Here is a 24,963-nt window from a genome sequence, read left to right as displayed (position 1 = left end):
AATATGAGAACATTTATTGGTATTTTGACATTATTAGTTATTAGCACTCACCTAAACGCTCAGGTATTTACTAAAAATATAAAAGGAAACGGAAAGCTCATCACAGAGAACAGAAGCCTCTCCGATTATGATAAAATTGGTGTCGCAGGTTCTTTTGATGTCATATTGGTAAAAGGAAAAGAAGGCGCTGTTTCCATTACAGCAGATGAAAATTTAATTGAATATATTGAAACAGAAGTTAAAAATGGCCATTTAAAAATTAAGCAAAAAAAAGGTTATCAGTTAAGATCAACCAAAACTATTGTAATCACAGTTTCTTTTGAAATGGTTGATGCTATTTCATTGGCAGGATCTGGGAATGTGAGCTCAAAAGATGTATTAAATTCTTCGGATTTAGATTTAAATCTGGCTGGATCCGGGACATTGGATTTGCCGGTTTCAACCAAAAACCTGACTTCACAAATTGCAGGGTCAGGCAATATCAAGTTATCAGGAAATTCTGATGTTTTAAATTGTGAAATTGCAGGTTCCGGAAACATGGAGGGTTCTGATTTGAAAGCAACTGCTTCCCATATAAATATTGCCGGATCGGGAAATGTAAAAATCCATGCAATTTCTGAAATACATGCCAAAATTGTTGGGTCAGGAGATGTCATTTATACTGGAAATCCGACTATTGAAAAATCAAAATCTATTGGATCAGGATCAATTAAAAAGAAAAGTTAATTCATATAAGACAAGATATAAAAAACGTCGCAATTGCGACGTTTTTTATTAATATTATTCTATTTCTATCCGGTATTTCTCTAATAAACCTATCACACCCTGCAAGGAAAATTTTGCTTTTTTTATGCGATTTATTTCTGGATCAATGCTGTAATTAAACGAAGTTCTAAAATCGGTTTTTTCTAAAATTGTAGTCTTAAAAATGGTCCCAATTAAATCGCAATTGTTAAATGTTGCATTGGTTAAATCAGTTTCTGAAAAATCAACTTCCTGGAGTTTGCATTTGTTGAATTTCGTGTTTTTGAGTTTCAGTTTATAAAAAGAATCGATATTTAAATGACATTCTTCAAAACTTAGTGCCAATAAAAAAGGATTGCAATCATTAAAATGAAGTCCCAATAATTTACAATTTTTGAAAATTACGGATCTAAATGAAGTGTTTTTGAAACAGGTCATGCTGAAATTACAATTTATAAATTCACAATCTATAAAAGTAATCCCCGAAATATCAGCGTTCAAAAACAGGCAATTTCTAAAAGAACAACCATCATATTCTCCCTTCACCAATTTTACTTTTGAATAATCGATTTTTTCAAAGACTTCATTTTCAATAAAATCGTCCATAGTTTAGCAATCTTCACCCTTATTTAGTTTCCTCTTTTGTTTTACGAAACATAAAATACAGACCCATAATAATAAGTGGAATGCTTAAAACCTGTCCGGTATTAAATCCGAACATCCAATTTTCACCACCTTCAACCTGTTTTTCCTTAAAAAATTCAACAAAAAACCGAACCGACCAAAGCAGCGCAAAAAACAATCCGAAAAGATAGCCTGATTTTTTCATTTTATCGGTTTTCCAGTACACAAACCATAGGATCAGAAATACGAATAAGTAGCCAACTGCCTCATAAACTTGTGTGGGATGGCGCGGGAAATCTTCTCCCAATCTTCTAAATATAAACCCATAATCTGAGTTTGTCGGTTTTCCAATAATTTCAGAATTCATTAAATTCCCCAATCGGATAAAAACACCTGCAGCGGCAACGGGAATGGTAATTCTGTCTAAAATGAAAAGTATTGGTTTTTTCAACACCTTTTTACTGTAAAAATACATGGCGGTAATAATCCCAATAACTGCACCGTGACTTGCCAAGCCGGCATAACCCGTAAATTCAAATTTCGGCGAAAAACGGACAGGAAGCAAAACTTCCAATGGCTTTCTGAATAAAAATTCAGGTTCATAGAATAGAAAATGCCCAATTCTTGCACCTACCAGCGTTGCTATGATGGTATAAATAAATAAAGAATCTAATTTTTCAATCTCAATATTTTCATTAATGAATATCTTTTTCATTAAATACAGTCCCAACATAAAAGCAATGACAAACATTAAACTGTAGTAACGAATGGCAAATGAGCCTATTTTAAAAATTTCCGGTGCAGGATTCCAATCTATTTGAAGTAACATCATTGTTGTATATTTGTTTAATCGTTTAACTGTTTATTTGTTGAAAAGTTGAAAGTTAGAAAGTTGAAAGTTTGTTTATCCCTATTTCTTAACTTTTGTCTATTCTCTTTTCCTAAGTTGCTAATTATCAATTGTTAATTGTTAATTGTCAATTGTTTTTTTATGGAACCGGATCATATCCATGTCCACCCCAAGGATTGCAGCTCACAATTCGTTTGATTGACAACCAACCTCCTTTAAAAATCCCATGTTTATTTAAAGCTTCTATGGTATAACTTGAGCAAGTCGGCGAATATCTGCAACTTGATGGCAAATAAGGCGAAATTGCTGCCTGGTAAAATCGAACCAGCCAAATAAATGGAATTGCCAATATTTTTGTGAATGCTTTAATCTGTTAAATTTTATTTTTTAGCGGTACAGATGCTATTCGCCATTAATCATTCCCTTTTGCATCAAAATTTGGTATGCTCGTTTCAATTTAATTTATGGAAAATGCTGTTCCTTCTTTTCCGTCTTTAAGTTGAATTCCTAAAACCGCAAGTTCATCACGAATTTTGTCGGAAAGTGCCCAATCTCTGTTATCACGTGCTTCTTTACGCATATTGATCAGCATTTCAACAACACCGTTTAATTTCTCGGAAGCATTTTGTTTCAAGTCATTTTTAAGTCCTAAAACATCAAAAACAAAAGTATTCATTGTATTTTTAAGTTCCACAAAATCAATTGCCGAAATGGTTTCCTTTTTTTCAACCAGCAAATTCACGAATTTTACCGCTTCAAATAAATTGGCAATCAACACCGGACTGTTAAAATCATCGTTCATAGCTTGGTAACATCTTTGTTTCCAATCGCTAATATTTATTGAGGATTCTTTACCTGTTTCAATTTTATCGAAATTATTTAAGGCTTCCATCAACTTTATATAGCCTTTTTCAGAAGCTTCCAAGGCATCGCTTGAAAAGTCCAACACACTGCGATAATGCGCCTGCATCATAAAAAAACGTGTGGCACTTGGCGAAAAAGCTTTGCTTAATATTTTATTATCTCCCGTAAAAATTTCATTGGGTAAAATATAATTCCCTGTTGACTTTGCCATTTTCTGGCCATTCAAAATCAGCATATTCGCATGCATCCAATAATTCACTGGATTCACTTTATTTTTTACTTTAGATTGTGCAATTTCACATTCATGATGCGGAAATTTTAAATCCATTCCACCGCCATGAATGTCAAATGTTTCACCCAGATACTTCGTGCTCATGGCCGTGCATTCCAAATGCCAGCCAGGAAAACCGTCACTCCAAGGCGAAGGCCAGCGCATAATATGTCTTTCTTCCGCTTTTTTCCAAAGTGCAAAATCCTGCGGATTTTTCTTTTCTGATTGTCCGTCCAACTCACGTGTGTTGTGAATGGAATCTTCTATGTTTCTGCCGGAAAGAATTCCGTAACGATCTGTTTCATTATACTTTAACACATCAAAATAAACAGACCCATTCACTACATAAGCCATTCCTTTGTCCAATATATCTTTAATAATTTCAATTTGCTCCACAATATGTCCGGTTGCAGTAGGTTCAATACTCGGCGGTAAATTATTAACTTTCTGCAGCGTTTCATGAAAATCGACCGTGTAGCGTTGCACCACTTCCATCGGCTCAATTTTTTCCAACCGCGCTTTTTTGGCAATTCGGTCCTCCCCTTCATCGGCGTCATTTTCTAAATGCCCGGCGTCGGTAATATTCCGCACGTAACGCACTTTATAGCCCAACTGTTTTAAATAACGGAAAACCAAATCAAACGACATAAAAGTCCGCACATTTCCCAAATGCACATTGCTGTAAACCGTTGGTCCGCAAACATACATTCCAACATTTCCTTCAACAATGGGTTTGAAAATTTCTTTAGATTTGCTTAAAGAGTTGTATATTTTTAGCTGATTTGTTTTGTATAATTCCATTAAAAGGTCACTTAATTTAAAAACGTAAATATACTAAAAATCCTGAACGGAAATTGAATGAATAATGAAAAATGAATGACCCCGCACGTTCGGGATGTAATTGATAATCATTAATTGATAAGTGTTAATTGATCATTTATATTTTATCATTCCTTTAATCAATCGCTTGACAAGGGCCAAAACATAATTTGGGCTGAGCCGATTTTATCAAAATAAATATTTTAAATTTACACCAAATATTGACAGCTTAATACGTACCTAATTTCAACAAAGTTTATCCCTTAATGAACAATCCATCTGGCGTTAAAAAGAATGTTTGCATCGTAATTCCCTGCTTTAATGAAGAAAAGGGTCTGGCAGTGTGGGAATACAGTCACTTTCTTGAAGAAAATCCGGATGTTCTGATATGTTTTGTCAATGACGGTTCTTCAGACAATACCTTAGACATTCTTGAAGGTTTGAAAAATAGTTTTCCAAAACAGGTCATTGTACACTCCTATATTAAAAATATGGGAAAAGCAGAAGCCATAAGAAGCGGTTTTCACTATTGTCATTATCATTACAATTTCGATTATATAGCCTATTTAGATGCCGATTTGGCAACTTCACTAGAAGAATGTTTGGCAATGACAGCCCATTTAAACGATAAAATAACTTTTGCTTTCGGCTCCAGAATAAAAAGAATTGGTGCTGTTATTGAAAGAAGTCACTACCGTTTTTTTATCGGCAGAATTATAGCCACTGTAATTTCCTTTATTTTAAATTTGAATGTTTACGACACACAATGCGGATGTAAAGTTTTTTCGACAGCATTGGCTGAAGAAGTTTTTAAAGATCCCTTTGTTTCCAAATGGCTGTTTGATGTGGAAATTTTTAATAGAATCATTAAATTTTACGGCAGAGATAAAGTGCTGGAAAAAATGCTGGAAGTGCCTTTGGTAAAATGGATTGATAAAGGCGATTCAAAAGTAAAAGCCAGTTATTTTTTAAAATTATGGATAGATTTATACCGAATTAACAAAATTTGCAATTCGAAAAAATAATTTAGGCAACTCACAAAATTTGAAAAAAATGTCCTTAAAAAACTATAAAAATACCTCATTCTATTTGGTAATTTCTGTTGTTGTACTTGCTATATTCCGACTTATTCTTACGGCCGCCATTCCATTATTGGACAAAACGGAATCAAGGTATGGCGAAATTGCCAGAATCATGTACGAAACCAAAAATTGGGTGGTGCTGCAGATAGATTACGGGATTCCGTTTTGGGCAAAACCGCCTTTATCTACCTGGATTTCAGCATTAAGCTTTGAAACATTTGGAGTAAGTGAAATGGCTGCAAGATTTCCGTCCTTTTTATTGGCAATTGTATTGCTGATTGTCCTTGGAAAATTTACAAGGAAAGAAGGTACTTCATTTTATTTGCCCGCTTTTATTTTGTTGACCATGCCTGAATTTTTGATTCACGCCGGCGTTGTTTCAACCGATAGCGCTTTGGCTTTTTGTATTGCATTAATTATGATTTCTTTTTGGAAAGCGATGCAAAACGAAAAATATACTGTTTGGAATTATTTGTTTTTTATTGCACTTGGGTTGGGATTTTTAGCCAAGGGACCTATCATTTTGGTTTTAACAGTTCCTCCCGTTTTTCTTTGGATATTACTTCAAAAAGTATCGCTTAAATCCATTTATTTAAAATTGCCATGGTTTACCGGATTGTTAATTACTGCGGTTATTTCAATTCCCTGGTACGTGCTTGCAGAACAACGATCACCCGGATTTCTGGATTATTTTATCATAGGAGAACATTTTAAACGATTTTTAGTTCCGGGATGGAAAGGCGATTTATACGGAAGCGGCCACTCTCAGCCTCTTGGAATGATTTGGGTGTTTTTACTCGCGTTTGCGTTTCCCTGGATACAAATAGTTTTATATAAACTTTGGAAGGAAAGAAAAACAATTTTTAAAGACAAATATGTTTCTTATTTGGTGTTTTGGTTATTTTGGACCCCGCTGTTTTTTACCATTTCAAAAAATATTTTACATACCTATATTCTTCCGGTAACCATTCCAATTGCGTTATTGATGGTGCATTGGTGGAAAAATTATGAAAAGAAAAATACATTGTTGGTGATTGGTTCTATTTTTCCGGCAGTGGTTATTCTTCTGTTTTTTGGCGGTTTTCTAACCGGGAAATTGGATTACTATATGAATTCCGATAAATATCTTATCGAAAACCAACATATCGATTTCAACAAAAACGAAGCCCTTTATTATTGGAAAGACAAATCCTATTCCGGGCAGTTTTATTCCAGCGGAAATGCAAAAACAGTAACCAACACAAAGGAAATGGATTCCATTTTAAGCCTTGATACCAAACTTTATTTTGTGGTGTTAAACAAAAAGAAGAAAGATATTCCCAAGGTCTACCTTGCAAAAATGAAGCTTCTGGATGCTAATTTTAAAAGTTCTATTTATTTATTGAAACCTGAATAAAAATTCGATAAATGACATGATATCGTAAAAGAATACCTAATTTTATTTGTTGTATTTTTTCCGAATAAATATTTTAAATTTACCTCAAATATTGAATTTTCAATAAATGCGCAAAAAAAAGTCATTAGAATCTGCCTTGCATGAGGTTGAAGGCGTAAAAGCTCCTTCTTCTGTTAGTGACAATTCCATAAAAAAAATAAAGCTCAAAAGAAGTGAACAACCTTCTGAAACTGTTTTTGTCGAAAAAATATTGGCGGGAGACATTTCCTATTTAAGCCGTGCCATTACCTTAATTGAAAGCACAAATCCAAAACATCAGGCAAAAGCTACTTCAATTATAGAACACTGTTTGCCTTATGCAAATAAATCGGCAAGAATTGGAATTACAGGAGTTCCAGGAGTTGGCAAAAGCACTTTTATTGAAGTGTTTGCAAAACAGTTCACCGAAAAAGGAAAAAAAGTGGCAGTTTTAGCCATCGACCCAAGCAGCTCCATCAATAAAGGAAGTATTTTGGGTGATAAAACCCGTATGGACGAATTGGTGAAAGATCCTAATGCCTATATTCGTCCTTCTCCAAGTGGCGAATCTTTGGGTGGCGTGGCACAAAAAACCCGTGAAACCATCATTTTATGTGAAGCCGCAGGTTTTGACACTATTATTATTGAAACTGTTGGCGTTGGACAAAGTGAAATTGCCGTACATTCTATGGTTGATTTCTTTTTATTATTAAAATTGGCCGGAGCCGGCGATGAATTGCAAGGAATTAAACGGGGAATTATTGAAATGGCCGATGCCATCGTCATTAACAAAGCCGACCAAGATAACATTAAACGAGCTAATTTGGCAAAAGCCGAATTTTCCCGGGCATTGCACCTTTATCCTTTAAAAGAAAGCAACTGGCAGCCTCAAGTAACCACATGCAGCGCTTTCTATAATGAAGGAATTGATGATGTCCATAAAATAATTGAGGACTATCTGCGTTTAACAAAATCGAACGGTTATTTTGAAAAACAAAGAAATGAACAAAATAAATACTGGCTGCTGGAAACCATAAACCAGCAATTGAAAAGTCATTTTTACAACAAGCCAGGCATTAAAGAAGCCTTAAAAAAATATATGGAAGATATCCAAAAATTGAAAACAACGCCTTTTAAAGCTGCTGAAGAATTACTCAAATTAGCCCATAAATAATGAAATACGAATTTACCATTATTGTTCCTGTTTACAATGAAGAAGATAATTTGAAACGGGTGGAACAAGAACTTTCCAACTATATAAAAATCGCGACTAAAAGAACCAATATTCTTTTTGTAAATGACGGAAGCAGCGACAATAGTCAGCTATTGATTAAAGAAATTTGCACAAACAATCCCGATTTCTCTTATATTGAATTTGAACAAAACTGCGGATTAAGTGCCGCCATTTCTGCGGGATTTAAAAATGTTGATGCGGAATTGGTTGGTTACATAGATTCTGATTTACAAACAGCTCCTGAAGATTTTAATTTATTACTGAAAGAGATTGGTGATTATGATTTAGTCACGGGCGTTAGAGCCAATAGAAAAGATTCCTTTGTGAAAAATATGTCCTCCACCATTGCCAACGGAATAAGACGTTCTTTTACACACGACGGTATGGATGATACCGGCTGTCCGTTGAAAGTAATTAAAACTGAGTACGCCAAAAATATTCCGATGTTTAATGGGTTGCACCGCTTTTTGCCGGCCATGATTTTGTTGCAAAACGGTAAAATAAAACAAATTCCCGTGCAACATTTTCCAAGAATTGCCGGGGAAGCAAAATATGGTTTATGGAACCGATTGGTTGGTCCGCTCATTGATTGTTTTGCCTATTTATGGATGAAGAAAAAATACCTGAATTACAAAATAGCTAAAAAGGGGTAATGAGTAACTGGCTTATTTATTCAATTGGTTTTTTAGCGCAGCTGATATTTTCGGGCAGACTTATTTTGCAATGGATTTTATCCGAAAAAAGCAAAAAAGTTTTGACACCTTCCCTTTTTTGGAAATTGAGTCTGTTCGCTTCTTTTCTTCTATTTGTTTATGGTTATCTGCGTGAGGATTTCTCCATTATGCTAGGCCAGGCGCTTACTTATTTCATTTATATCCGGAATTTACAATTGCAGGGCGAATGGAAAAAAGCGCCAAAATTTCTCCGTTTTTTCTTGTGGATTTTTCCATTACTTATTGTTATTTATTATTTTAACAACAACACCTACGATTTGGCCAAATTACTTAAAAATGAAGATATTCCATTTTGGTTATTAAGTTTGGGAATTGTTGCGCAAACTATTTTTGCATTTCGGTTTGTTTACCAATGGATGTATTCAGAAAAAAATAAGGAATCCATATTGCCATACGGATTTTGGCTATTGAGTTTAATTGGCTCTATTATGATTTTAATTTATGCGGTATTAAGAAAAGATCCTGTATTATTAATTGGCCATTTAATGGGTTCCGTAATCTATTTCAGAAATCTTGTTTTATTGAAAAAGGAAAAATTAGATAACATACAAAATTCAGGTACCGATGATTAAAATCTTGGAAAAATATCCTTTAGCCCTATTATCCATTGTTGTTTTATCCATGTTGCTGGTTCATTTGGATGTGCCAAATATCACCATTATGGAAGCCCGTAATTTTATTACGGCACATGAAATGGTAAAGGATAACCACTGGCTTTTAACAACCATGAATGGAGAAGCCCGTTATCAAAAACCGCCATTACCCACTTGGTTAACGGCGATTTCAGGAATGCTTTTTGGCATTAACAATGTTTTCGCATTAAGACTTCCGGCAGCACTCATGGTTTTATTTTCGGGTATTTGCATTTATTTTTTATCATTAAAACTAAAGCTGCAAAAAAAACAAAGTATAAACAACAGTTTAATTTTAGTGACTTCATTTTATATTTTCGCCATAATTATTGAAGCGCCTTGGGATATTTTTGCTCACGGATTTATGCTCGCCGGCCTCTATTTTTTATTTATCTTTTTTGAAGAAAATAAGTCATTGTGGAAAAACGCTTTACTGGCCACCATGTTTGTTGGATTTTCTATTTTGAGTAAAGGTCCGGTGTCACTTTATGCCCTGTTTTTGCCATTTTTAATTTCCTACGGAATGGTTTTCAAATTCAAAGACATGAAAACCAGATTTATTCCAATATTGGCTTTAATCATTTTATTTTTGGTGATTGGCGGCTGGTGGTTTTTGTATGTAAGATTGGTCGATCCCGAAGCATTTTTGGAAATTGCCACAAAAGAAACAGAAAATTGGAGCAGCTACAACATCAAGCCATTTTATTATTATTGGAACTTTTTTATCCAATCTGGTTTATGGGCAATTCCCGCATTTATAAGTTTGCTGTATCCGTATTTAATAAAACGCGTTGAAAATAAAAAGGCCTATCAATTCTCATTTTGGTGGACTATTGCCGCTGTTATTTTACTCTCTGTAATCCCTGAAAAAAAGGCACGCTATTTGGTTCCGGCACTTATTCCGCTGGCCATAAATACCGGATTTTATATTCAATATTTACTCACGAATTTTTCTAATTTAAAACGAAAAACAGAAGCAATTCCAGTTTATTTTAATTTCGGCTTAATTGCCCTCATAAGTATCTCAGTGCCATTTGCCTTGTTCTTTTTATTAAAAGATGGATTTCATCAACACTTGATAAGTTATTTGTTAACATCCGCAACAACGCTATTGATTGGTGTTTTTCTCCTTAAAAACCTGTACGCTAAAAAGTTTCAATCCGTTTTTTATTTAACCGTTTTGTTTGTTGTTTCTTTAGGCGCTTTTGGATTACCGCTATCAGAAAGCCTTAATAAAAACACAACTTTTGAATCCATTAATTCTTTACATCAATTTGAAAAAAGCAACAAAATAATCACTTACTCAATTGGTGAAACTGCCCCCGAGTTGCTTTGGGATTATAAAGGCATTCTAAAAGATATTTATAAAAATGAGTCCTTAGAAATTCCTTCTGAATCAAATTTCGGGTTGTTGGTAACAAATGATGATAAAGAAAATATTGAATCTCAATTGAACCAAGATTACAACATGAAGTTAATTGAAACCTATGATTTAAATGTTGGCTCAAAAAAGAAAGAACGACTAATCAGAAAATTTTATTTAGTTTCAAAAAAATAGTACTTTTAACCTTAATACCAATTAAGCATCACAGCAACCAAAATGCAAATACCTATGAAAGCACTAACCAATATTGATAAAGCAGCCTATTTATTTTTAATCGTCATATTCGGATTGGGCATATATTATGCAAACACAGATCTCACCTATTTTGATGAAGTTTATACTGTTGAAGATGGTTTTGTTGAAAACGGATCGGCAATATTTCTATTAAGTTCAAGCATGATTTTGCTATATCGATTTTTTAAACTTTTTAAACATAAAGATTTGTTTTGGAAAATTGGGGTTTTGGCGATGGCCTTGGTTTTCTTTTTTGGTGCAGGTGAAGAAATTTCATGGGGACAGCGTATTTTTAATGTAGAATCTTCCCAATATTTTATAGAAAATAACGCACAAGGAGAAACCAATTTACACAATATGGTTGTTGGGGAAACTAAAATAAACAAGTTAATTTTCAGTCAGCTTTTAACCGTTGTTTTGGTCATTTATTTAATCATCGCTCCTTTTTTATACAGAAAATTTGAATGGATTAAAAATTTAGCGAATAAGTTTGCTGTGCCAATTGTACAGTGGCATCATACCATTTCATTTTTGATCGGAACCCTATTACTTGTCTTTATTTCATCAAACAGAAAATGGGAAATTTATGAGTTGGCTTTTAGTGTCATATTCTTATTGATATTTATAAAACCTTTCAATAAGGAGATTTACACGGCTTAGTTCATAAACTTTTTCAAAAAAACTTTAAAAACAGCATAAAATAAAGAAGCATAAATAAGTCCGATAAGCATTCCCGTAAACACATCCAAAGGAAAATGTACCCCTAAATAAATACGGCTATAGGAAACTACCAAAGCCCACAAAATTAGGATGGAAAATAAATAGTTAATTTTTCTTCTTAAAAGCAATCCAAAAAAGACTGCAATTGCCGTAGAATTGGCTGCATGCGCTGAAAAATATCCATATAAACCTCCGCAACGTCCGCCCACCAAACGAATTAAATGGGAGATATTTTCATTGTGGCAAGGGCGCAATCGCTTAAAACCGTATTTAAATAAATTGCTGGTTTGGTCTGACGCCAATATTATTAAAACAACAAACAATACCACAACAAAAGTTTTCTTTAATCCGAATTGTTTGTAGGTAAAATAAAGTAACAAAAAATAAAATGGAATGGCACTGTACTTATTTGAAATAAACAGCCAAATGCCATCCCATTGGGATAATCCTAAATTATTTAGGTAAATCAGTAATTCAATGTCTTTATTAATAAGCGAATCTATCATTGCATTACCCAAGTTTATTTATAGGTTTAATTTGCCAAGCCAACCAATTCCAATTCAAACACCAAATCAGTATTCGGCGGAACAACATTGCCTGCTCCCTGCACTCCATAACCTAAATGAAAAGGTATAAACAACATCGCTTTATCTCCGATTTTCATTTTTTGCAAACCTTCTTTAAAACCCGCTATTAAGCGCGCATCCGGACCGTAAATTGCGGTGAAAGGCGCATAGCCGTTTTGTTTATCTTTTGCTTCATCATATCTTCCATAAGCTATTGCAACTTCCTTATAACTGGTATCAAACAATCTTCCATCCGTAAAATACCCAGCATAATTCACTTTTACATTGCTGCCTTTAGGTGGCAATTCGCCATTTTTTGTTTCGGTTATTACCAATTTTAATCCGGAAGGAAGTTCTTTTGCTTCAGCTGCATACTTATTTATTTTAGCCAAAGTATTCGCTGCAGCAAACTGCATTTTTTCTTCTTTATCTTTTATGTCTTTCAGATACTTGTCGTAAAATGTGGAAAATTCTTTTTGCGCATCAAATTTTTTAGCGACTTTTCCAATAGTAATAATTTCAATATTTTTAATGGTGTCATTTTGTATGATGGAATCGACCACAGTTTGTCCGGAAACAACATTTCCAAACACGGTATGTTTGCCATCTAACCAGGATGTTTCTTTGTGCGTGATAAAAAACTGGCTTCCATTGGTGGCCGGACCTGAATTTGCCATCGATAAAACACCGGCTTTGTCATGTTTCAACAAAATATTTCCAATACTGTCTACAGGAAATTCATCACTAAATTCGTATCCTGGACCTCCTTCTCCTGTACCTTTTGGATCACCGGATTGAATCATGAAATCCTTTATGACTCTATGAAAAATAAGGCCATTATAATATTTTTTTCCTTTTAAGGGGCCAACAACATACTTATTTGTGCCTGTTGCCATAGAAACAAAATTAGCCACCGTAACCGGCGTTTTTTCAAATTCAAGTTTCAATAATATGTCCCCTTTATTTGTTTCCATGTTTGCATACAAACCATCATCTAAATCTGCATACTTGGTTGGCTTACAAGAAATAACAAGCAGTGACAACACTATAATTATAAGTTTAACTTTCATGGGTAGATTTTATCTGTTTAATTAATCAAAAAGAAATACCTTTTAAAAACATAAAGATAAGTTTAAATATGTTTTAAAAGGCATTTCATACATCCATTTTATAACGGTTTAGTTGACCGCAACAAATAATCGTTTATTTTTTAATTTCCAATAACTCCACTTCAAAAATTAATGGCATAAAAGGTTTAATTGCTCCTCCTTCACGTGGAAAAGCACCATAAGCCAATTCTTGAGGGATGAAAAATTTATATTTTGAACCAGTACTCATCAATTGAAGACCTTCAGTCCATCCTTTTATCACTCTGTTTACAGGAAACTCAGCTGGAGTACCTCTGTCAACCGAACTGTCAAAAACAGTACCGTCAATTAAAGTTCCATGATAATGAACTTTTACAGTTGAAGTCTCAGCTGGTTTTTCTCCTTTTCCTTCTTTTAAAACAATATATTGCAAACCACTTGCAGTAACCTGAACACCTTTGTTTGTTTTATTTGCTTCTAAAAATTTAATGCCTTCTACTTTTGTATCACCAAATTCTGCTTCAACTTTTTTTGAGGCTTCTTCTTTTTGTTTTTGTTGAGCTTCCTCTTGCTTTTTTTGAAAGAATTTTCTTAAGATAGCGTCAGTATTTTCTGGGGTAATCAGAATATTTGTTGAATCTATTCCATTCATAACTCCTTGTATAAAAAGATCTTTGTCAATTTCAGGGAAATTGCCCTTCAATTTAGAAGCAATGTCTATTCCTAATGAATAACTTACCGTATCCACTTCGGTTTTTAATGCTTTTTGTGCAGTCCCTTTATTGTTGCAGGACAACATCGCTGAAACTAATGTAATTGCTGTTAAAATTTTAATTGCTTTCATTTTTCTTATTGATTTTTATTAATTGAATTTTAAATATTAATGGTTGATTTATTTCTATTTTATTACTGTCTCCTGTATATCCATATGCTTTATGTGATGGAAACAGGAAAGTTACGACATCTCCGGCGCTCATCAGTTTTAATCCGTTCCGAAGGCCTTCCACTATTTCTTGCTTATCAACAATATAGGTTAGTTCTCCAACTTCTTCTGCACTATAAATTAAATGATTGTTTGTGTCGAAAACATCATAGGTATAAAAAAGCTGATCGCCAATTTTAGGTAAATACGAATCTTCATTTTTTCGGTTAAAGGTATACCAAAATCCGTTTGGTGAAGCCAAATATTTATTAAGTGAATCCTTTTCCATAAGCGTCCTAAAACCATTTTCTTCGGAAGCGTTCATCGCTTTATTTAAAGTAACAGATTCGTTCAAAAAAGTACTCGTTTTTCTTAAAACAGGTTTGCGCGGGATTGGATTTGCACACGAAACCAAAAGCACTAAAAAAATATAAAGAAAATATTTATACTTCATAAGAGGTTAGCAATTCGTTTTCGTAAACCGGAAGCAATTTTAAAAATTTTGAAATTGTAGCATTCAGTCTAATTTTAGATTTTCCTCCGGCGGCATTGTCATGACCTCCACCTTCAAAATGTTCACGTGCAAATTTATTGACCGAAAAACTACCTTTTGATCTGAACGAAATTTTTATGATTTTTTGATCGGCATCTTCAATAAAAATAGCCGCAAAAATAATATTTTCAACAGACAATGCGTAATTCACAATGCCTTCTGTATCTCCTTTTTGAAAATTAAACTCATCTAATTCTTTCTGTGATAAGGTAATGTAAGCAGTTTTTAGTTTATCGATGACCACCATATTGGTTAAAGCTCTTCCCAAAAGCTGCAATCGCGCGTATGAATTGGTATCGTACACATGGTTATAAATTTTGGCATTGTCCGCTCCTTTATCAATTAAATCAGCGATTATTCTATGTGTAGTACTCGTGGTTGATGGAAATCGAAACGATCCAGTATCGGTCATAATTCCTGTATAAATACATGTGGCAATATCCTCATTAATTACTTCAACATCATTCAGCTTTTCTAAAAAATGATAGAGCATTTGACACGTTGAACAAACTGAAGTGTCTGAAAATAAATATTTTGCAAAATCCTCAGGTTGCTGATGATGGTCTATGATCATAAAAATTCCCGTAAATTCCTTTAGGGTATTTTCCATATCATCACCCACCCTGTTCAATGCATTAAAATCCAATAAAAAAATGATGGAAGCTTCTGCAATCGCTTTTTTTGACTGCCTGTTTTGCATATCAAATTTTAAGGTATTTTGTGATCCCGGCAACCATTTCAGAAAATCAGGGTAATCATTTGGTGAAACAACCGTTGCTTTATGCCCCTTTTTTTCCAAATAATAATGCAACGCTAAACTTGCGCCAATAGCATCCCCATCTGGGTTTTTATGCGGTACTATCACTACATTTTTAGGCGTAGCAAGTAACTCTTTTATTTCCTTAATTTCACTTTTATTCATATGCGGGCAAATATACGATTTTATAATAAATATTATTTTATCTGTTTATACCTTTTATTTTTTTTATACTTAACCTGTCCTGGTGGAATAACCTTATAATAACGCGTTTTTTAAATTTTATTTTTAATCTTGTAAGTCTCATTAACAACTGTATATTTGTTAAAATTGAACATAATGGCAAAAAAAAATGAACTATTTTAAATCAATCATATTTCTGCTTTTACTCATTTCTTCTTGTAAAACAAATGAGAAACAAAAAATAGAGTCTTCTGTTTCAAAGGAATCAAGCAGTGATTTTATAATTGCCTTTGGTTCCTGCAACAATCAAACACTTCCCAATCTTTTATGGAAAGAAATTGAAAAAAATAAGCCTAATGTATGGATTTGGGGTGGTGACATCATTTATACCGATACCAATGATATGGCATATATGGCGGAAAACTATCTGAAACAAAAAAACAATGTGGAATATGCTGATTTTATTAAAAAAGTGGATGTACTTGCCACTTGGGACGATCACGATTATGGATTAAACGATGGTGGAGCAGAATATCCGAAAAAAGCCGAAGCACAACAATTATTTTTAGACTTTTTTGATGTCGCGAAAGATGACAACAGAAGAAAACAAGAAGGTGTTTATTTTTCTAAAGATTATACTATAAATAATAAAATTATAAAAATTATTTTATTGGATACCCGCTATTTCAGAACCGCTTTAACTGCCGATGACGAAACTGAAAAGCGATTTAAGCCAAATGTGTACGGAGAAGGAACCATGTTAGGAGAAAAGCAGTGGAAATGGATAAAAAACGAACTTCAAAACTCAAAAGCATCCTACAATATTATTGTAAGCAGCATTCAGTTTTTATCGAATGCGCATGGATTTGAATCTTGGGGAAATATGCCTCATGAAGTTGAAAAACTGATTAATCTTCTTAAATCAACTAACGCAAAAAACACCATCATCCTTTCCGGAGACAGGCATATTTCAGAAATTTCAAAAAATGAAATACCCACTTTGGCTTATCCCTTAGTCGATTTTACGTCGAGCGGACTTACGCATTCCTATACAGATTTTAAAGGAGAACCCAATAAATTCAGATTGGGCAATGTAGTTTCAAAAAAGAGTTTTGGTATTTTAAAATTTGATTTTAATTCCAATTCTATTGCCATGGAAATTAGGGGTGAAGACAATGTTCTTTACGAAACCTTTACCCAAAATTATAAATAACTTTATTTAGAAAATAGTATCTTTGCACGGATTTAAAAAATTAAATACAATTAGAAATGGCAACAAACAGAACGTTTACAATGTTAAAGCCTGATTCCGTGGAAAAAGGATACATTGGAGCAATATTGGAAAAAATTAACGCTGCAGGTTTTAGAATTGCGGCAATAAAAATGACACAAATGACCATGGCTGATGCTGAAAAATTTTATGAAGTTCACAACGAACGTCCATTTTTTGGTGAATTGGTTGAATTTATGACACGCGGTCCAATTGTAGCCGCTATTTTAGAAAAAGAAAATGCCGTTGAAGATTTTCGTGTTTTAATTGGCGCAACCAATCCGGCCGATGCAGCTGAAGGCACTATTCGTAAATTATACGCTACTTCTATGGGAGAAAATGCAGTTCATGGTTCAGACAGTGATGAAAACGCCACTATTGAAGGCGCTTTCCATTTTTCCGGAAGAGAAATATTTTAAATTTTTAGGCCTAAGTTTAAGCTTTTAACTAAAAACCCCATTGTTATAATAATGGGGTTTTTATTATTAACTCAAAATAATTTTAGAAATCAGCGCTTCCCCCAACTCTTCGTTCATCATTTTAATGATTTTTTCTTTGCCGTAGCTCAATTCTTCCCGTAAAACAGAAGATTTCAATTTTACCACCAATGTTTTCCCGGTTAATTCAACCTTGCTGGTATAAGAAACAACACCAGCTCCCATCAATTTCGCCCAAGCTTCCTGTACGGAAATCTGGTTCATTCCTTTTGTCAGCTTGTTTTTTTTGATTACATCTTTCATCAAATCTTCCATTGACTGAAATTCATTTCCCGCTCTTTTGGCCATTATAATTGAAATATTTTATAGGGTTGATTGGTTTTTTTTACCACGTCTTCGGTTCGCTGTTTGTGGGTATCACTGATAAACAATTGTCCGAATTCATCATTATTTACCAAATTTATAAGTTGCTCCACTCGTAAATCGTCTAATTTATCAAAAATATCATCCAGCAATAAAATTGGCTTTATGTTGGCATGTAATTTTATAAAATCGAATTGCGCCAGTTTTAAGGCAATTAAATAGGATTTTTGCTGTCCCTGCGATCCGAATTTTTTAATTGGATATCCATCAATTTCAAACGATAAGTCATCTTTATGAATTCCAGCGCTTGTGTATTGAAGAATTCTGTCGCGTTCTATATTTTGTTCAAACAATTCCAAAAAGTCCGCTTCATCCAACTGTGTTTTATAAACCAGATTCACTTGCTCTTTGCTTGAGGATATCGCAGCATAGCGTTCTTTAAAAATAGGTATAAAAGCTTCTAAAAATTCGGTTCTCTTTTTAAAAATAATGCTTCCATACGATTCCAATTGCTCATTGTACACTTTTAAATTTAAGGCATCAAAAACACGGTTTGCGGCAAAATATTTCAACAATGAATTTCGCTGCGTCAACACTTTATTATATTTGATGATAGTTTGCAGATACATTTTATCGGATTGTGAAATTACACTATCCATAAATTTCCTCCGCGTATCGCTGCCATCCACAATTAAATCACTGTCACCCGGCGAAATAATTACCAAGGGCAAATAACCTATATGTTCAGAAAATTTTTCATACACTTTTCCGTTTCGCTTCACCACTTTTTTATTTCCGCGTTTTAAACTGCAAACAACAAGGTCAATTTTATTATTAATCTGATACTCTCCTTCAATGATAAAAAAATCTTCCGTATGTTTAATGTTCTGCGTAGCCGCCGGATTAAAGTAACTCTTTGCAAAAGACAGGTAATAAATGGCATCTAAAACAGTGGTTTTTCCAACACCGTTATTTCCTACAAAACAATTAATTTTTTCCTGAAAATCAAATGTTTGTGACTCGAAATTTTTAAAATTTACCAGTGTAATTTTTTGTAAATGCATCTATTTTTTTTGAAAGTCTAAAATTATTGAAAATAAATGAAAATTTAGACACAATTGCATTTTTACTTTCCAATTAAAAATTCTATTTTTGCGCCTACAAATTTCTAAGAAATGGCAACATACAAAAAGACAGGAAGTAAAGCTAAAGAAGCTCACAAGAATATTGAAGATAAGTCCACTACGGCTGAAGTATTTAATACTTTAGACGAAACAGCTTCAAGATCAGAGCAATTTATCATAAAAAACCAAAATGTAATTTTTATTGTTTTAGGTATTGTAGTAGCTTCCATTTTGGGCTATTTGGCTTATCAAAAATACGTGAAAGCGCCTAAAGAAAAAGAAGCCGCAAATGAATTGGCATACCCTAAAGTTTATTTCGAAAATGCCATAAACAATACTGTGGCTGCAGATTCATTATTTACGCTGGGACTGAATGGTGCCGAAGGAAAATACGGATTTATAGATATCTCAGATGAATACAGCGGCACGAAAGCCGGAAATTTAGCAAACTATTATGCTGGAATTTCTTACCTGAGATTAAAAAAATATAAAGAAGCCATAGATTATTTGGAAGAATTTTCTTCAGAAGATGAATTGTTGGGTCCAACCGCAAAAGGCGCTATTGGTGATGCTTTTGCCGATATTAACCAACCTGAAGACGCTTTTGACTATTACGTGAAGGCTGCAGAATTAAAAGACAATAATTTTTCTACGCCATTATTTCTTTTCAAAGCAGGAAATACAGCGATGGAATTGGAGAAATATCCAAAAGCTTTAGAATTATTTGAAAGAATTAAAAACGATTATCCAAATTCCGATGAGGCTAAAAACATTGACATTTATATCAGTAAAGCGGCCTTTGGATCTAAAAAATAAGCTATAAATGGCTACAACTAATTTATCCGATTACGATAAAGCAACAATCCCAAACTCGGAAAACTTCCGGTTTGGGATTGTTGTTTCTGAATGGAATCCAGACATTACGGAAAACCTATATCTCGGCGCCGAAAAAACGCTGCTAGAAAACGGAATCCTGAAAGAAAACATTATACGCTGGAATGTTCCCGGAAGTTTTGAACTCATTTTTGGGTGTAAACGTATGCTGGAAACACAAAGATTAAATGCCGTAATAGCCATTGGAAATGTGATTCAGGGTGAAACAAAACATTTCGATTTTGTTTGTGACGGCGTTACGCAAGGCATCAAAGACCTCAATATTAAATACGATATTCCTGTTGTTTTTTGTTTGTTGACCGACAATACCAAACAACAATCTATTGACCGCTCTGGTGGTAAACATGGCAATAAAGGGGTTGAATGTGCTATTGCAGCCATAAAAATGGCAGCATTAACAACGTTTTAACGCGCTAATTATCCTCAAAACTTGACCACAACTTTTTAATTCAGTAATTTTGATATTTACTGATTAATTTAAATTTATGTTTGGTAAATTATTTAAGCCTAGCTCACATTATATTTTTAATTATAAGCCTCGTTATTATGACGAGCGTAAAGAACGTTTGCGAAATTTAGAAAAGAAATATCATCATCCTGATGAAAACAATATCGAAATTTCAAAAATAAGTCTTACAAAAAATAATTTAAAAAACGATTGGGTAAAAAATAAAAGAAGCGCAACAAACCGGTCAGCAAATTTACGATTGGCTTTAATCATTGCTATTTTAGTAGGTATCGCCGCCTACATTCTCGAATTACATAAATTATTTTAATGCCAGATATCATTCAGTTATTGCCCGATCATGTTGCAAATCAGATTGCGGCAGGTGAAGTTGTTCAAAGACCCGCATCTGTTGTAAAAGAATTGTTGGAAAATGCCATAGACGCAGAAGCCACGGCTATCAAACTGATTGTCAGAGATGCAGGCAAAACTCTTATTCAGGTTATCGATAATGGCAAAGGAATGAGCCAGACTGATGCACGGCTAAGTTTTGAACGCCATGCCACTTCAAAAATAAAAAAAGCGGAGGATTTATTCAATTTGCATACAAAAGGGTTTCGGGGTGAAGCATTGGCTTCTATCGCAGCGATTGCGCATGTGGACCTCAAAACAAAACAAGAAGACCAACAGTTGGGTTCGTGTTTAAAAATTGAGGGCAGCACGTTGATTTCCCAGGAAAATATTGCAACGCCCACAGGAACTTCTGTTGCCGTAAAAAATTTATTTTACAACATACCTGCCCGAAGAAATTTTTTAAAATCGAACACCATTGAAACGCGTCATATTGTAAATGAATTTCAGCGCGTGGCCTTAGCGCATCCCAATATTGCATTCTCATTTTATCACAATGAAAATGAAGTCTATAATTTAGCTATCGGCAATTTACGCCAACGCATTGTGGCCATTTTAGGAAAAAAAACGAATGAAAAATTGGTCCCGATTCACGAGATTACCGATTTGGTTGAAATAAAAGGTTTTGTAACCAAACCCGAATTTGCCAAAAGGAAAAGAGATGAGCAATTCTTTTTTGTGAACGATCGTTTTATAAAAAACGCCTATTTAAATCACGCCGTTTCAAGCGCTTTTGAAAATTTACTGTCGGCTGGCCACTATCCTACCTATTTTTTGTACTTAACAGTGCCAACAAACAGCATCGACATCAATATTCATCCAACTAAAACGGAAATAAAATTTGATGATGAGAAAACGCTGTATGCCATTTTACGATCTACCGTAAAACATAGTTTGGGCCAATACAATGTTGCGCCAATTCTGGATTTTAACCGTGATGCAACACTTGACACCCCCTACAATTTAAAAGGTACAAATTCTCCAAATCCAAGGGTGATCGTGAATCACGATTTTAATCCGTTTAAATCAGAGGAGCAAAAACCCATTCAATTTCCCTTTAGAAGAGAGAAAAAAATGGAATGGGAAAGCTTGTACAACGGCCTTGACAGCACTGGTCTCGATTTTAAATCCGAAACTGCTGATACAAGTTTATTTTCAGAAGAAACAGCGAACAGCAAAACCTATCAGGTTCACAAAAAATATATTGTCAGCAGCATCAAATCAGGCATTGTTTATATTAACCAACATTTGGCGCACCAACGAATTCTCTATGAAGAATTTTTAGAAAATATCACTATTAAAGATGCTATGAGTCAGCAATTGCTGTTTCCATTAGAATTGTCTTTCAACAAAGCGGATATTGCATCAATCAAGGAAATAAAAGCCGATTTAGAGAGCATCGGATTTTTGTTTGGTAAAATATCCAACGACACCATTGTTGTTATGGGAATGCCCGTGAATATTGTTGAAAGCCAAATCACCACTCTCATTGAAGATCTGCTGGAAGACATTAAAAACGACATTCCTGACACGAGCTTTAGCCATGTTGATATGATGGCAAAAAGCCTTTCAAAAAGTTTGGCTATAAAAACAGGCACAAAACTTGACCTAAAAGAGCAGGAAGATATTGTAAATAAACTATTTTTGTGCAAACAGCCGGATAGCTCTCCATTTGGAAAAAGGACATTTATCACGGTAAATATTGATGAAATTGATAAAAAATTCAACAACTAACCCTTGTTGATAAAATAAAATTATGGGAAGATTAACAGAAGCTGTCAAACATATCATTATTTTAAACGTAATATTATTTATTGCACCGCAATTAATGCCCAACTTAAATTTACAAAGCTTGTTTGCCTTGTATTTTCCCGAAAATGACAAATTTGGGTTTTGGCAATTTTTAACGCATATGTTTATGCACGGCGGGTTCGCCCATATTTTATTCAACATGTACGGTTTATGGGCATTTGGGACGCCTCTGGAACAAATGTGGGGAAGAAATAAATTCATCTTTTTCTACCTTTCAGCAGGTTTGGGTGCAGGAATAATTTATACTTTGGTAAATTATTATCAATTCAATTCCGTTTATGACCAATTGGTCAGCATTGGTTTAACCGGCACCGATATTCAAAGCATTTTGAATACAGGAAGTTATAACAATCAAATTTTAGAAACGATTTCCAGTGCCGATCTTTCTAAATTTTACGGAACCTACCACACCCCTGCCATCGGTGCATCAGGCGCTGTTTATGGTATTTTGGTGGCATTTGGCTTGTCATTCCCCAACGCAAAATTGGCATTGATATTTTTCCCGGTGCCTATAGCCGCAAAATATTTTATTCCCGTAATTATTTTGGGCGATTTATTCTTCGGATTTACAAATTATTCTGTTGGAAACATCGCCCATTTTGCCCATGTTGGAGGCGCTTTAATCGGATTTATAATTGCCTGGTATTGGAAACAGAACCAATTTAAACGATGGAACTAAGTTGACTATCATAAACGACATAAAACACGCTTACAACAACGCAAACGCCGTTGAAAAAATAATATATCTCAATGTATTTTTCTTTTTGCTAACCGTTTTGTTTACAGCTTTCAGTCTGGAATGGCTTGCATTGCCCGCAAATTTTGACAGCTTTTTATCAAAACCCTGGACACTGGTTACCTATGCCTTTATTCATGAACGCTTATTTCATGTATTGTCAAATCTGCTGGTTTTATATTATATTGGAAATTTATTTTTAGATTTTTACAGCAAAAAACAATTTTTAAATTGTTACTTTTCAGCAATAATAGCAGGGGCTATGGCCTTTTTATTAAACTATTATTTCACCTCTAAAACTGGAGCCCCGCTTGGCGGCGCATCAGCGGCAGTAAGTGCCATCTTTGTGGCTTTGGCCACCAAAATTCCTCGCTATGCAATCCGACTGCGCTTCATTGGCAGCGTTGAATTATGGGTGATGGCAGCAATTTGGGTAGTATTAAGTATTTTGCAATTGGCAACTGCAGATAACGGAGGAGCCATTGCCCATTTGGGCGGTGCCATTTTTGGTTTCATTTATGCAAAGCAGATGGAAAAAGGAAACGATATTGGAAGATGGATTGAAAGTATTGTGAATTTTTTCGCAAATGCCTTCAAAACAAAAAAATCAGGTCCTTTAAAAACAGTTTATAAATCGGGAAAAAGAAGCACTTCTGAAGAAGTTTCGAAAACAAAACAAAGAAAGATTAACGATATTTTAGACAAAATAAGCAAATCAGGTTACGAAAGTTTATCGCAAGAAGAAAAAGATTTTTTATTTAGATCCGGAAAAGAGTAAACTATGAAAAAATTATCCCTTATCGATAAATTTATTTTTATCCTGAATTCGCTTTTCGCAACATTGCTGCTTTTATCCTATCTCAGTTATTTTATTTCCCCAAATACCATTTCAATTTTTTCATTGATAAGTTTGATAATACCTGTTTTACTTATAATAAATGGTGTTTTTGCACTCTATTGGATTGTCCGATTAAAAAAACAATTTTTACTTTCTGTTTTTGTTTTAGCTGTAGGCTATCAGTATGTTACTAAATTTTATTCCTTGAAGGAAAAAAAAATAATGTTGACTGATGATGTAAGGATTATGAGTTATAACGTAAGGATGTTTAACCTTTACAAATGGATTAACGAAAAAAATGTGGATGAAAAAATATATGATTTCATCAATTCAAAAGAACCGGATATTTTATGCATTCAGGAATTTCATCCATCCTTAAAGAAGGGATTAAAATATCCTTATGAGTATATAAAAATAAGCAATGAGAACAACCATTTTGGGCATGCGATTTTTTCAAAATTTAAAATCATAAATTCAGGATCCCTAAATTTTTCAAAAAGCGGAAACAACGCCATTTTTGCCGATATTGTAAGAAACAACGATACCGTTCGCGTTTATAATATTCACATGGAGAGTCTAAATTTAAATCCGAAGGACGACTATTTCACGCAGGAAAATTCAGAAAAATTTAAAATCAGGGTGCAAAATGCGTTTAGGATTCAAGCAAATCAGGCCACATTAATTTCGGAACATATTCAAAAAACCACTCATAAATCCATTGTTTGCGGAGATTTTAACAACACTGCATTTTCCTGGGCATATCATCAATTAATAAAAGAAAAAAAAGATGCCTTTGAAGTCGCCGGAAAGGGGTTTGGAAGAACCTTCGATTATAAATTGCCTGTACGAATCGATTTTATTTTAGTCGATGATCAAATTGAAGTCAATAATTTTAAGACTTATGATGTGAAGTTTTCAGATCATTTTCCTATCATGGCCAGATTAGATTTTTAGGCTA

The 24,963-nt window shown here is 34.0% G+C and carries 28 protein-coding genes; 17 read left to right on the top strand and 11 right to left on the bottom strand.

The window, feature by feature from the left end:
- Positions 1–3: 3 nt before the first annotated feature.
- Positions 4–726, top strand: a complete 723-nt coding sequence (locus tag ABY285_RS04545) for a head GIN domain-containing protein (protein ID WP_372767472.1) — start codon at positions 4–6, stop codon at positions 724–726.
- 54 nt (positions 727–780) lie between these two features.
- Here the strand turns inward: ABY285_RS04545 and ABY285_RS04540 are convergent, their stop codons facing one another.
- The 4 genes from ABY285_RS04540 to cysS all read right to left on the bottom strand — a co-directional run bounded on the left by ABY285_RS04540 (position 781) and on the right by cysS (position 4,154).
- Entirely contained in the window at positions 781–1,350 is a 570-nt protein-coding gene (locus ABY285_RS04540; protein ID WP_372767470.1) for a pentapeptide repeat-containing protein, read from the bottom strand.
- Between the two features lie 19 nt (positions 1,351–1,369).
- Positions 1,370–2,200 (bottom strand): prolipoprotein diacylglyceryl transferase, encoded by an 831-nt coding sequence (lgt, locus tag ABY285_RS04535; protein ID WP_372767468.1) that lies wholly within the window; start codon positions 2,198–2,200, stop codon positions 1,370–1,372.
- Between the two features lie 157 nt (positions 2,201–2,357).
- Positions 2,358–2,588, bottom strand: a complete 231-nt coding sequence (gene yidD, locus ABY285_RS04530) for a membrane protein insertion efficiency factor YidD (protein WP_372767500.1) — start codon at positions 2,586–2,588, stop codon at positions 2,358–2,360.
- A gap of 87 nt (positions 2,589–2,675) precedes the next feature.
- On the bottom strand, positions 2,676–4,154 hold the full coding sequence (gene cysS / locus ABY285_RS04525) for a cysteine--tRNA ligase (protein ID WP_372767466.1): 1,479 nt from the start codon (positions 4,152–4,154) through the stop codon (positions 2,676–2,678).
- 284 nt (positions 4,155–4,438) lie between these two features.
- Here cysS and ABY285_RS04520 point away from each other — a divergent pair, with 284 nt between their 5' ends.
- The 7 genes from ABY285_RS04520 to ABY285_RS04490 all read left to right on the top strand — a co-directional run bounded on the left by ABY285_RS04520 (position 4,439) and on the right by ABY285_RS04490 (position 11,546).
- Positions 4,439–5,197 (top strand): glycosyltransferase, encoded by a 759-nt coding sequence (locus ABY285_RS04520; protein ID WP_372767464.1) that lies wholly within the window; start codon positions 4,439–4,441, stop codon positions 5,195–5,197.
- A 28-nt stretch (positions 5,198–5,225) separates the two neighbouring features.
- Positions 5,226–6,650, top strand: a complete 1,425-nt coding sequence (locus tag ABY285_RS04515; protein ID WP_372767462.1) for an ArnT family glycosyltransferase — start codon at positions 5,226–5,228, stop codon at positions 6,648–6,650.
- A 106-nt stretch (positions 6,651–6,756) separates the two neighbouring features.
- Positions 6,757–7,842, top strand: coding sequence for a methylmalonyl Co-A mutase-associated GTPase MeaB (gene meaB, locus ABY285_RS04510; RefSeq protein WP_372767460.1), 1,086 nt, complete (start codon positions 6,757–6,759; stop codon positions 7,840–7,842).
- A complete protein-coding gene (locus ABY285_RS04505; RefSeq protein ID WP_372767458.1) occupies positions 7,842–8,555 on the top strand; it encodes a glycosyltransferase family 2 protein in 714 nt (237 codons plus the stop codon). Before meaB ends, ABY285_RS04505 begins: the two co-directional genes overlap by 1 nt.
- Positions 8,555–9,208, top strand: coding sequence for a lipid-A-disaccharide synthase N-terminal domain-containing protein (locus ABY285_RS04500; RefSeq protein WP_372767456.1), 654 nt, complete (start codon positions 8,555–8,557; stop codon positions 9,206–9,208). The genes ABY285_RS04505 and ABY285_RS04500 overlap by 1 nt, the downstream gene beginning before the upstream one ends.
- Positions 9,201–10,826: an ArnT family glycosyltransferase gene (locus ABY285_RS04495; protein WP_372767454.1), complete on the top strand. Its 1,626-nt coding sequence runs from the start codon at positions 9,201–9,203 to the stop codon at positions 10,824–10,826. The genes ABY285_RS04500 and ABY285_RS04495 overlap by 8 nt, the downstream gene beginning before the upstream one ends.
- A gap of 54 nt (positions 10,827–10,880) precedes the next feature.
- Positions 10,881–11,546: a hypothetical protein gene (locus ABY285_RS04490; protein WP_372767452.1), complete on the top strand. Its 666-nt coding sequence runs from the start codon at positions 10,881–10,883 to the stop codon at positions 11,544–11,546.
- On the opposite strand, the gene ABY285_RS04485 is transcribed toward ABY285_RS04490, so the two are convergent.
- From ABY285_RS04485 to ABY285_RS04465, 5 genes are all read right to left on the bottom strand, one after another.
- Complete coding sequence (locus ABY285_RS04485) at positions 11,543–12,112, bottom strand: phosphatase PAP2 family protein (protein ID WP_372767450.1); 570 nt, start codon at positions 12,110–12,112, stop codon at positions 11,543–11,545. The two genes, ABY285_RS04490 and ABY285_RS04485, sit on opposite strands and share 4 nt — an antisense overlap.
- Positions 12,113–12,138: 26 nt before the next feature.
- Positions 12,139–13,242: a peptidylprolyl isomerase gene (locus tag ABY285_RS04480; protein ID WP_372767448.1), complete on the bottom strand. Its 1,104-nt coding sequence runs from the start codon at positions 13,240–13,242 to the stop codon at positions 12,139–12,141.
- Positions 13,243–13,375: 133 nt separating this feature from the next.
- Positions 13,376–14,104, bottom strand: coding sequence for an FKBP-type peptidyl-prolyl cis-trans isomerase (locus tag ABY285_RS04475; RefSeq protein WP_372767446.1), 729 nt, complete (start codon positions 14,102–14,104; stop codon positions 13,376–13,378).
- Positions 14,091–14,636 carry a gliding motility-associated peptidyl-prolyl isomerase GldI gene (gene gldI / locus ABY285_RS04470; RefSeq protein ID WP_372767444.1) on the bottom strand — a complete coding sequence of 182 codons (546 nt, stop codon included), beginning with the start codon at positions 14,634–14,636 and terminating at the stop codon, positions 14,091–14,093. The genes ABY285_RS04475 and gldI overlap by 14 nt, the downstream gene beginning before the upstream one ends.
- Positions 14,626–15,657, bottom strand: a complete 1,032-nt coding sequence (locus ABY285_RS04465) for a bifunctional oligoribonuclease/PAP phosphatase NrnA (RefSeq protein ID WP_372767442.1) — start codon at positions 15,655–15,657, stop codon at positions 14,626–14,628. Before ABY285_RS04465 ends, gldI begins: the two co-directional genes overlap by 11 nt.
- Positions 15,658–15,844: 187 nt before the next feature.
- On the opposite strand from ABY285_RS04465, the gene ABY285_RS04460 reads away from it, so the two are divergent.
- Both ABY285_RS04460 and ABY285_RS04455 read left to right on the top strand, forming a co-directional pair.
- Positions 15,845–16,888 (top strand): alkaline phosphatase D family protein, encoded by a 1,044-nt coding sequence (locus ABY285_RS04460; RefSeq protein ID WP_372767440.1) that lies wholly within the window; start codon positions 15,845–15,847, stop codon positions 16,886–16,888.
- A gap of 56 nt (positions 16,889–16,944) precedes the next feature.
- A complete protein-coding gene (locus ABY285_RS04455; RefSeq protein ID WP_372767438.1) occupies positions 16,945–17,364 on the top strand; it encodes a nucleoside-diphosphate kinase in 420 nt (139 codons plus the stop codon).
- 66 nt (positions 17,365–17,430) lie between these two features.
- Here the strand turns inward: ABY285_RS04455 and ABY285_RS04450 are convergent, their stop codons facing one another.
- On the bottom strand, positions 17,431–17,730 hold the full coding sequence (locus ABY285_RS04450) for a DUF721 domain-containing protein (RefSeq protein WP_372767436.1): 300 nt from the start codon (positions 17,728–17,730) through the stop codon (positions 17,431–17,433).
- The gene (locus tag ABY285_RS04445) at positions 17,730–18,809 is read right to left on the bottom strand and encodes a DNA replication/repair protein RecF (RefSeq protein WP_372767434.1); all 1,080 of its coding nucleotides are present in this window, start codon (positions 18,807–18,809) and stop codon (positions 17,730–17,732) included. The genes ABY285_RS04450 and ABY285_RS04445 overlap by 1 nt, the downstream gene beginning before the upstream one ends.
- A 111-nt stretch (positions 18,810–18,920) precedes the next feature.
- On the opposite strand from ABY285_RS04445, the gene ABY285_RS04440 reads away from it, so the two are divergent.
- The 7 genes from ABY285_RS04440 (at position 18,921) to ABY285_RS04410 (ending at position 24,959) form a co-directional block, all read left to right on the top strand.
- The gene (locus ABY285_RS04440) at positions 18,921–19,685 is read left to right on the top strand and encodes a tol-pal system YbgF family protein (RefSeq protein ID WP_372767432.1); all 765 of its coding nucleotides are present in this window, start codon (positions 18,921–18,923) and stop codon (positions 19,683–19,685) included.
- A gap of 7 nt (positions 19,686–19,692) precedes the next feature.
- Positions 19,693–20,172 carry a 6,7-dimethyl-8-ribityllumazine synthase gene (gene ribH, locus ABY285_RS04435; RefSeq protein ID WP_372767430.1) on the top strand — a complete coding sequence of 160 codons (480 nt, stop codon included), beginning with the start codon at positions 19,693–19,695 and terminating at the stop codon, positions 20,170–20,172.
- A gap of 76 nt (positions 20,173–20,248) precedes the next feature.
- Positions 20,249–20,539 (top strand): hypothetical protein, encoded by a 291-nt coding sequence (locus tag ABY285_RS04430; RefSeq protein ID WP_372767428.1) that lies wholly within the window; start codon positions 20,249–20,251, stop codon positions 20,537–20,539.
- On the top strand, positions 20,539–22,353 hold the full coding sequence (gene mutL, locus ABY285_RS04425; protein WP_372767426.1) for a DNA mismatch repair endonuclease MutL: 1,815 nt from the start codon (positions 20,539–20,541) through the stop codon (positions 22,351–22,353). The genes ABY285_RS04430 and mutL overlap by 1 nt, the downstream gene beginning before the upstream one ends.
- A gap of 22 nt (positions 22,354–22,375) precedes the next feature.
- On the top strand, positions 22,376–23,110 hold the full coding sequence (locus ABY285_RS04420) for a rhomboid family intramembrane serine protease (RefSeq protein WP_372767424.1): 735 nt from the start codon (positions 22,376–22,378) through the stop codon (positions 23,108–23,110).
- Positions 23,067–23,945 (top strand): rhomboid family intramembrane serine protease, encoded by an 879-nt coding sequence (locus ABY285_RS04415; protein ID WP_372767422.1) that lies wholly within the window; start codon positions 23,067–23,069, stop codon positions 23,943–23,945. Before ABY285_RS04420 ends, ABY285_RS04415 begins: the two co-directional genes overlap by 44 nt.
- A 3-nt stretch (positions 23,946–23,948) precedes the next feature.
- Positions 23,949–24,959 (top strand): endonuclease/exonuclease/phosphatase family protein, encoded by a 1,011-nt coding sequence (locus ABY285_RS04410; RefSeq protein WP_372767420.1) that lies wholly within the window; start codon positions 23,949–23,951, stop codon positions 24,957–24,959.
- Positions 24,960–24,963: the final 4 nt, after the last annotated feature.

This window comes from Lutibacter sp., from assembly GCF_041555395.1.
Taxonomy (GTDB): Bacteria; Bacteroidota; Bacteroidia; order Flavobacteriales; family Flavobacteriaceae; genus Lutibacter.
The sequence above is the reverse complement of the archived record's forward strand: the minus strand, read 5'-3'. Positions and strand labels throughout refer to the sequence as shown.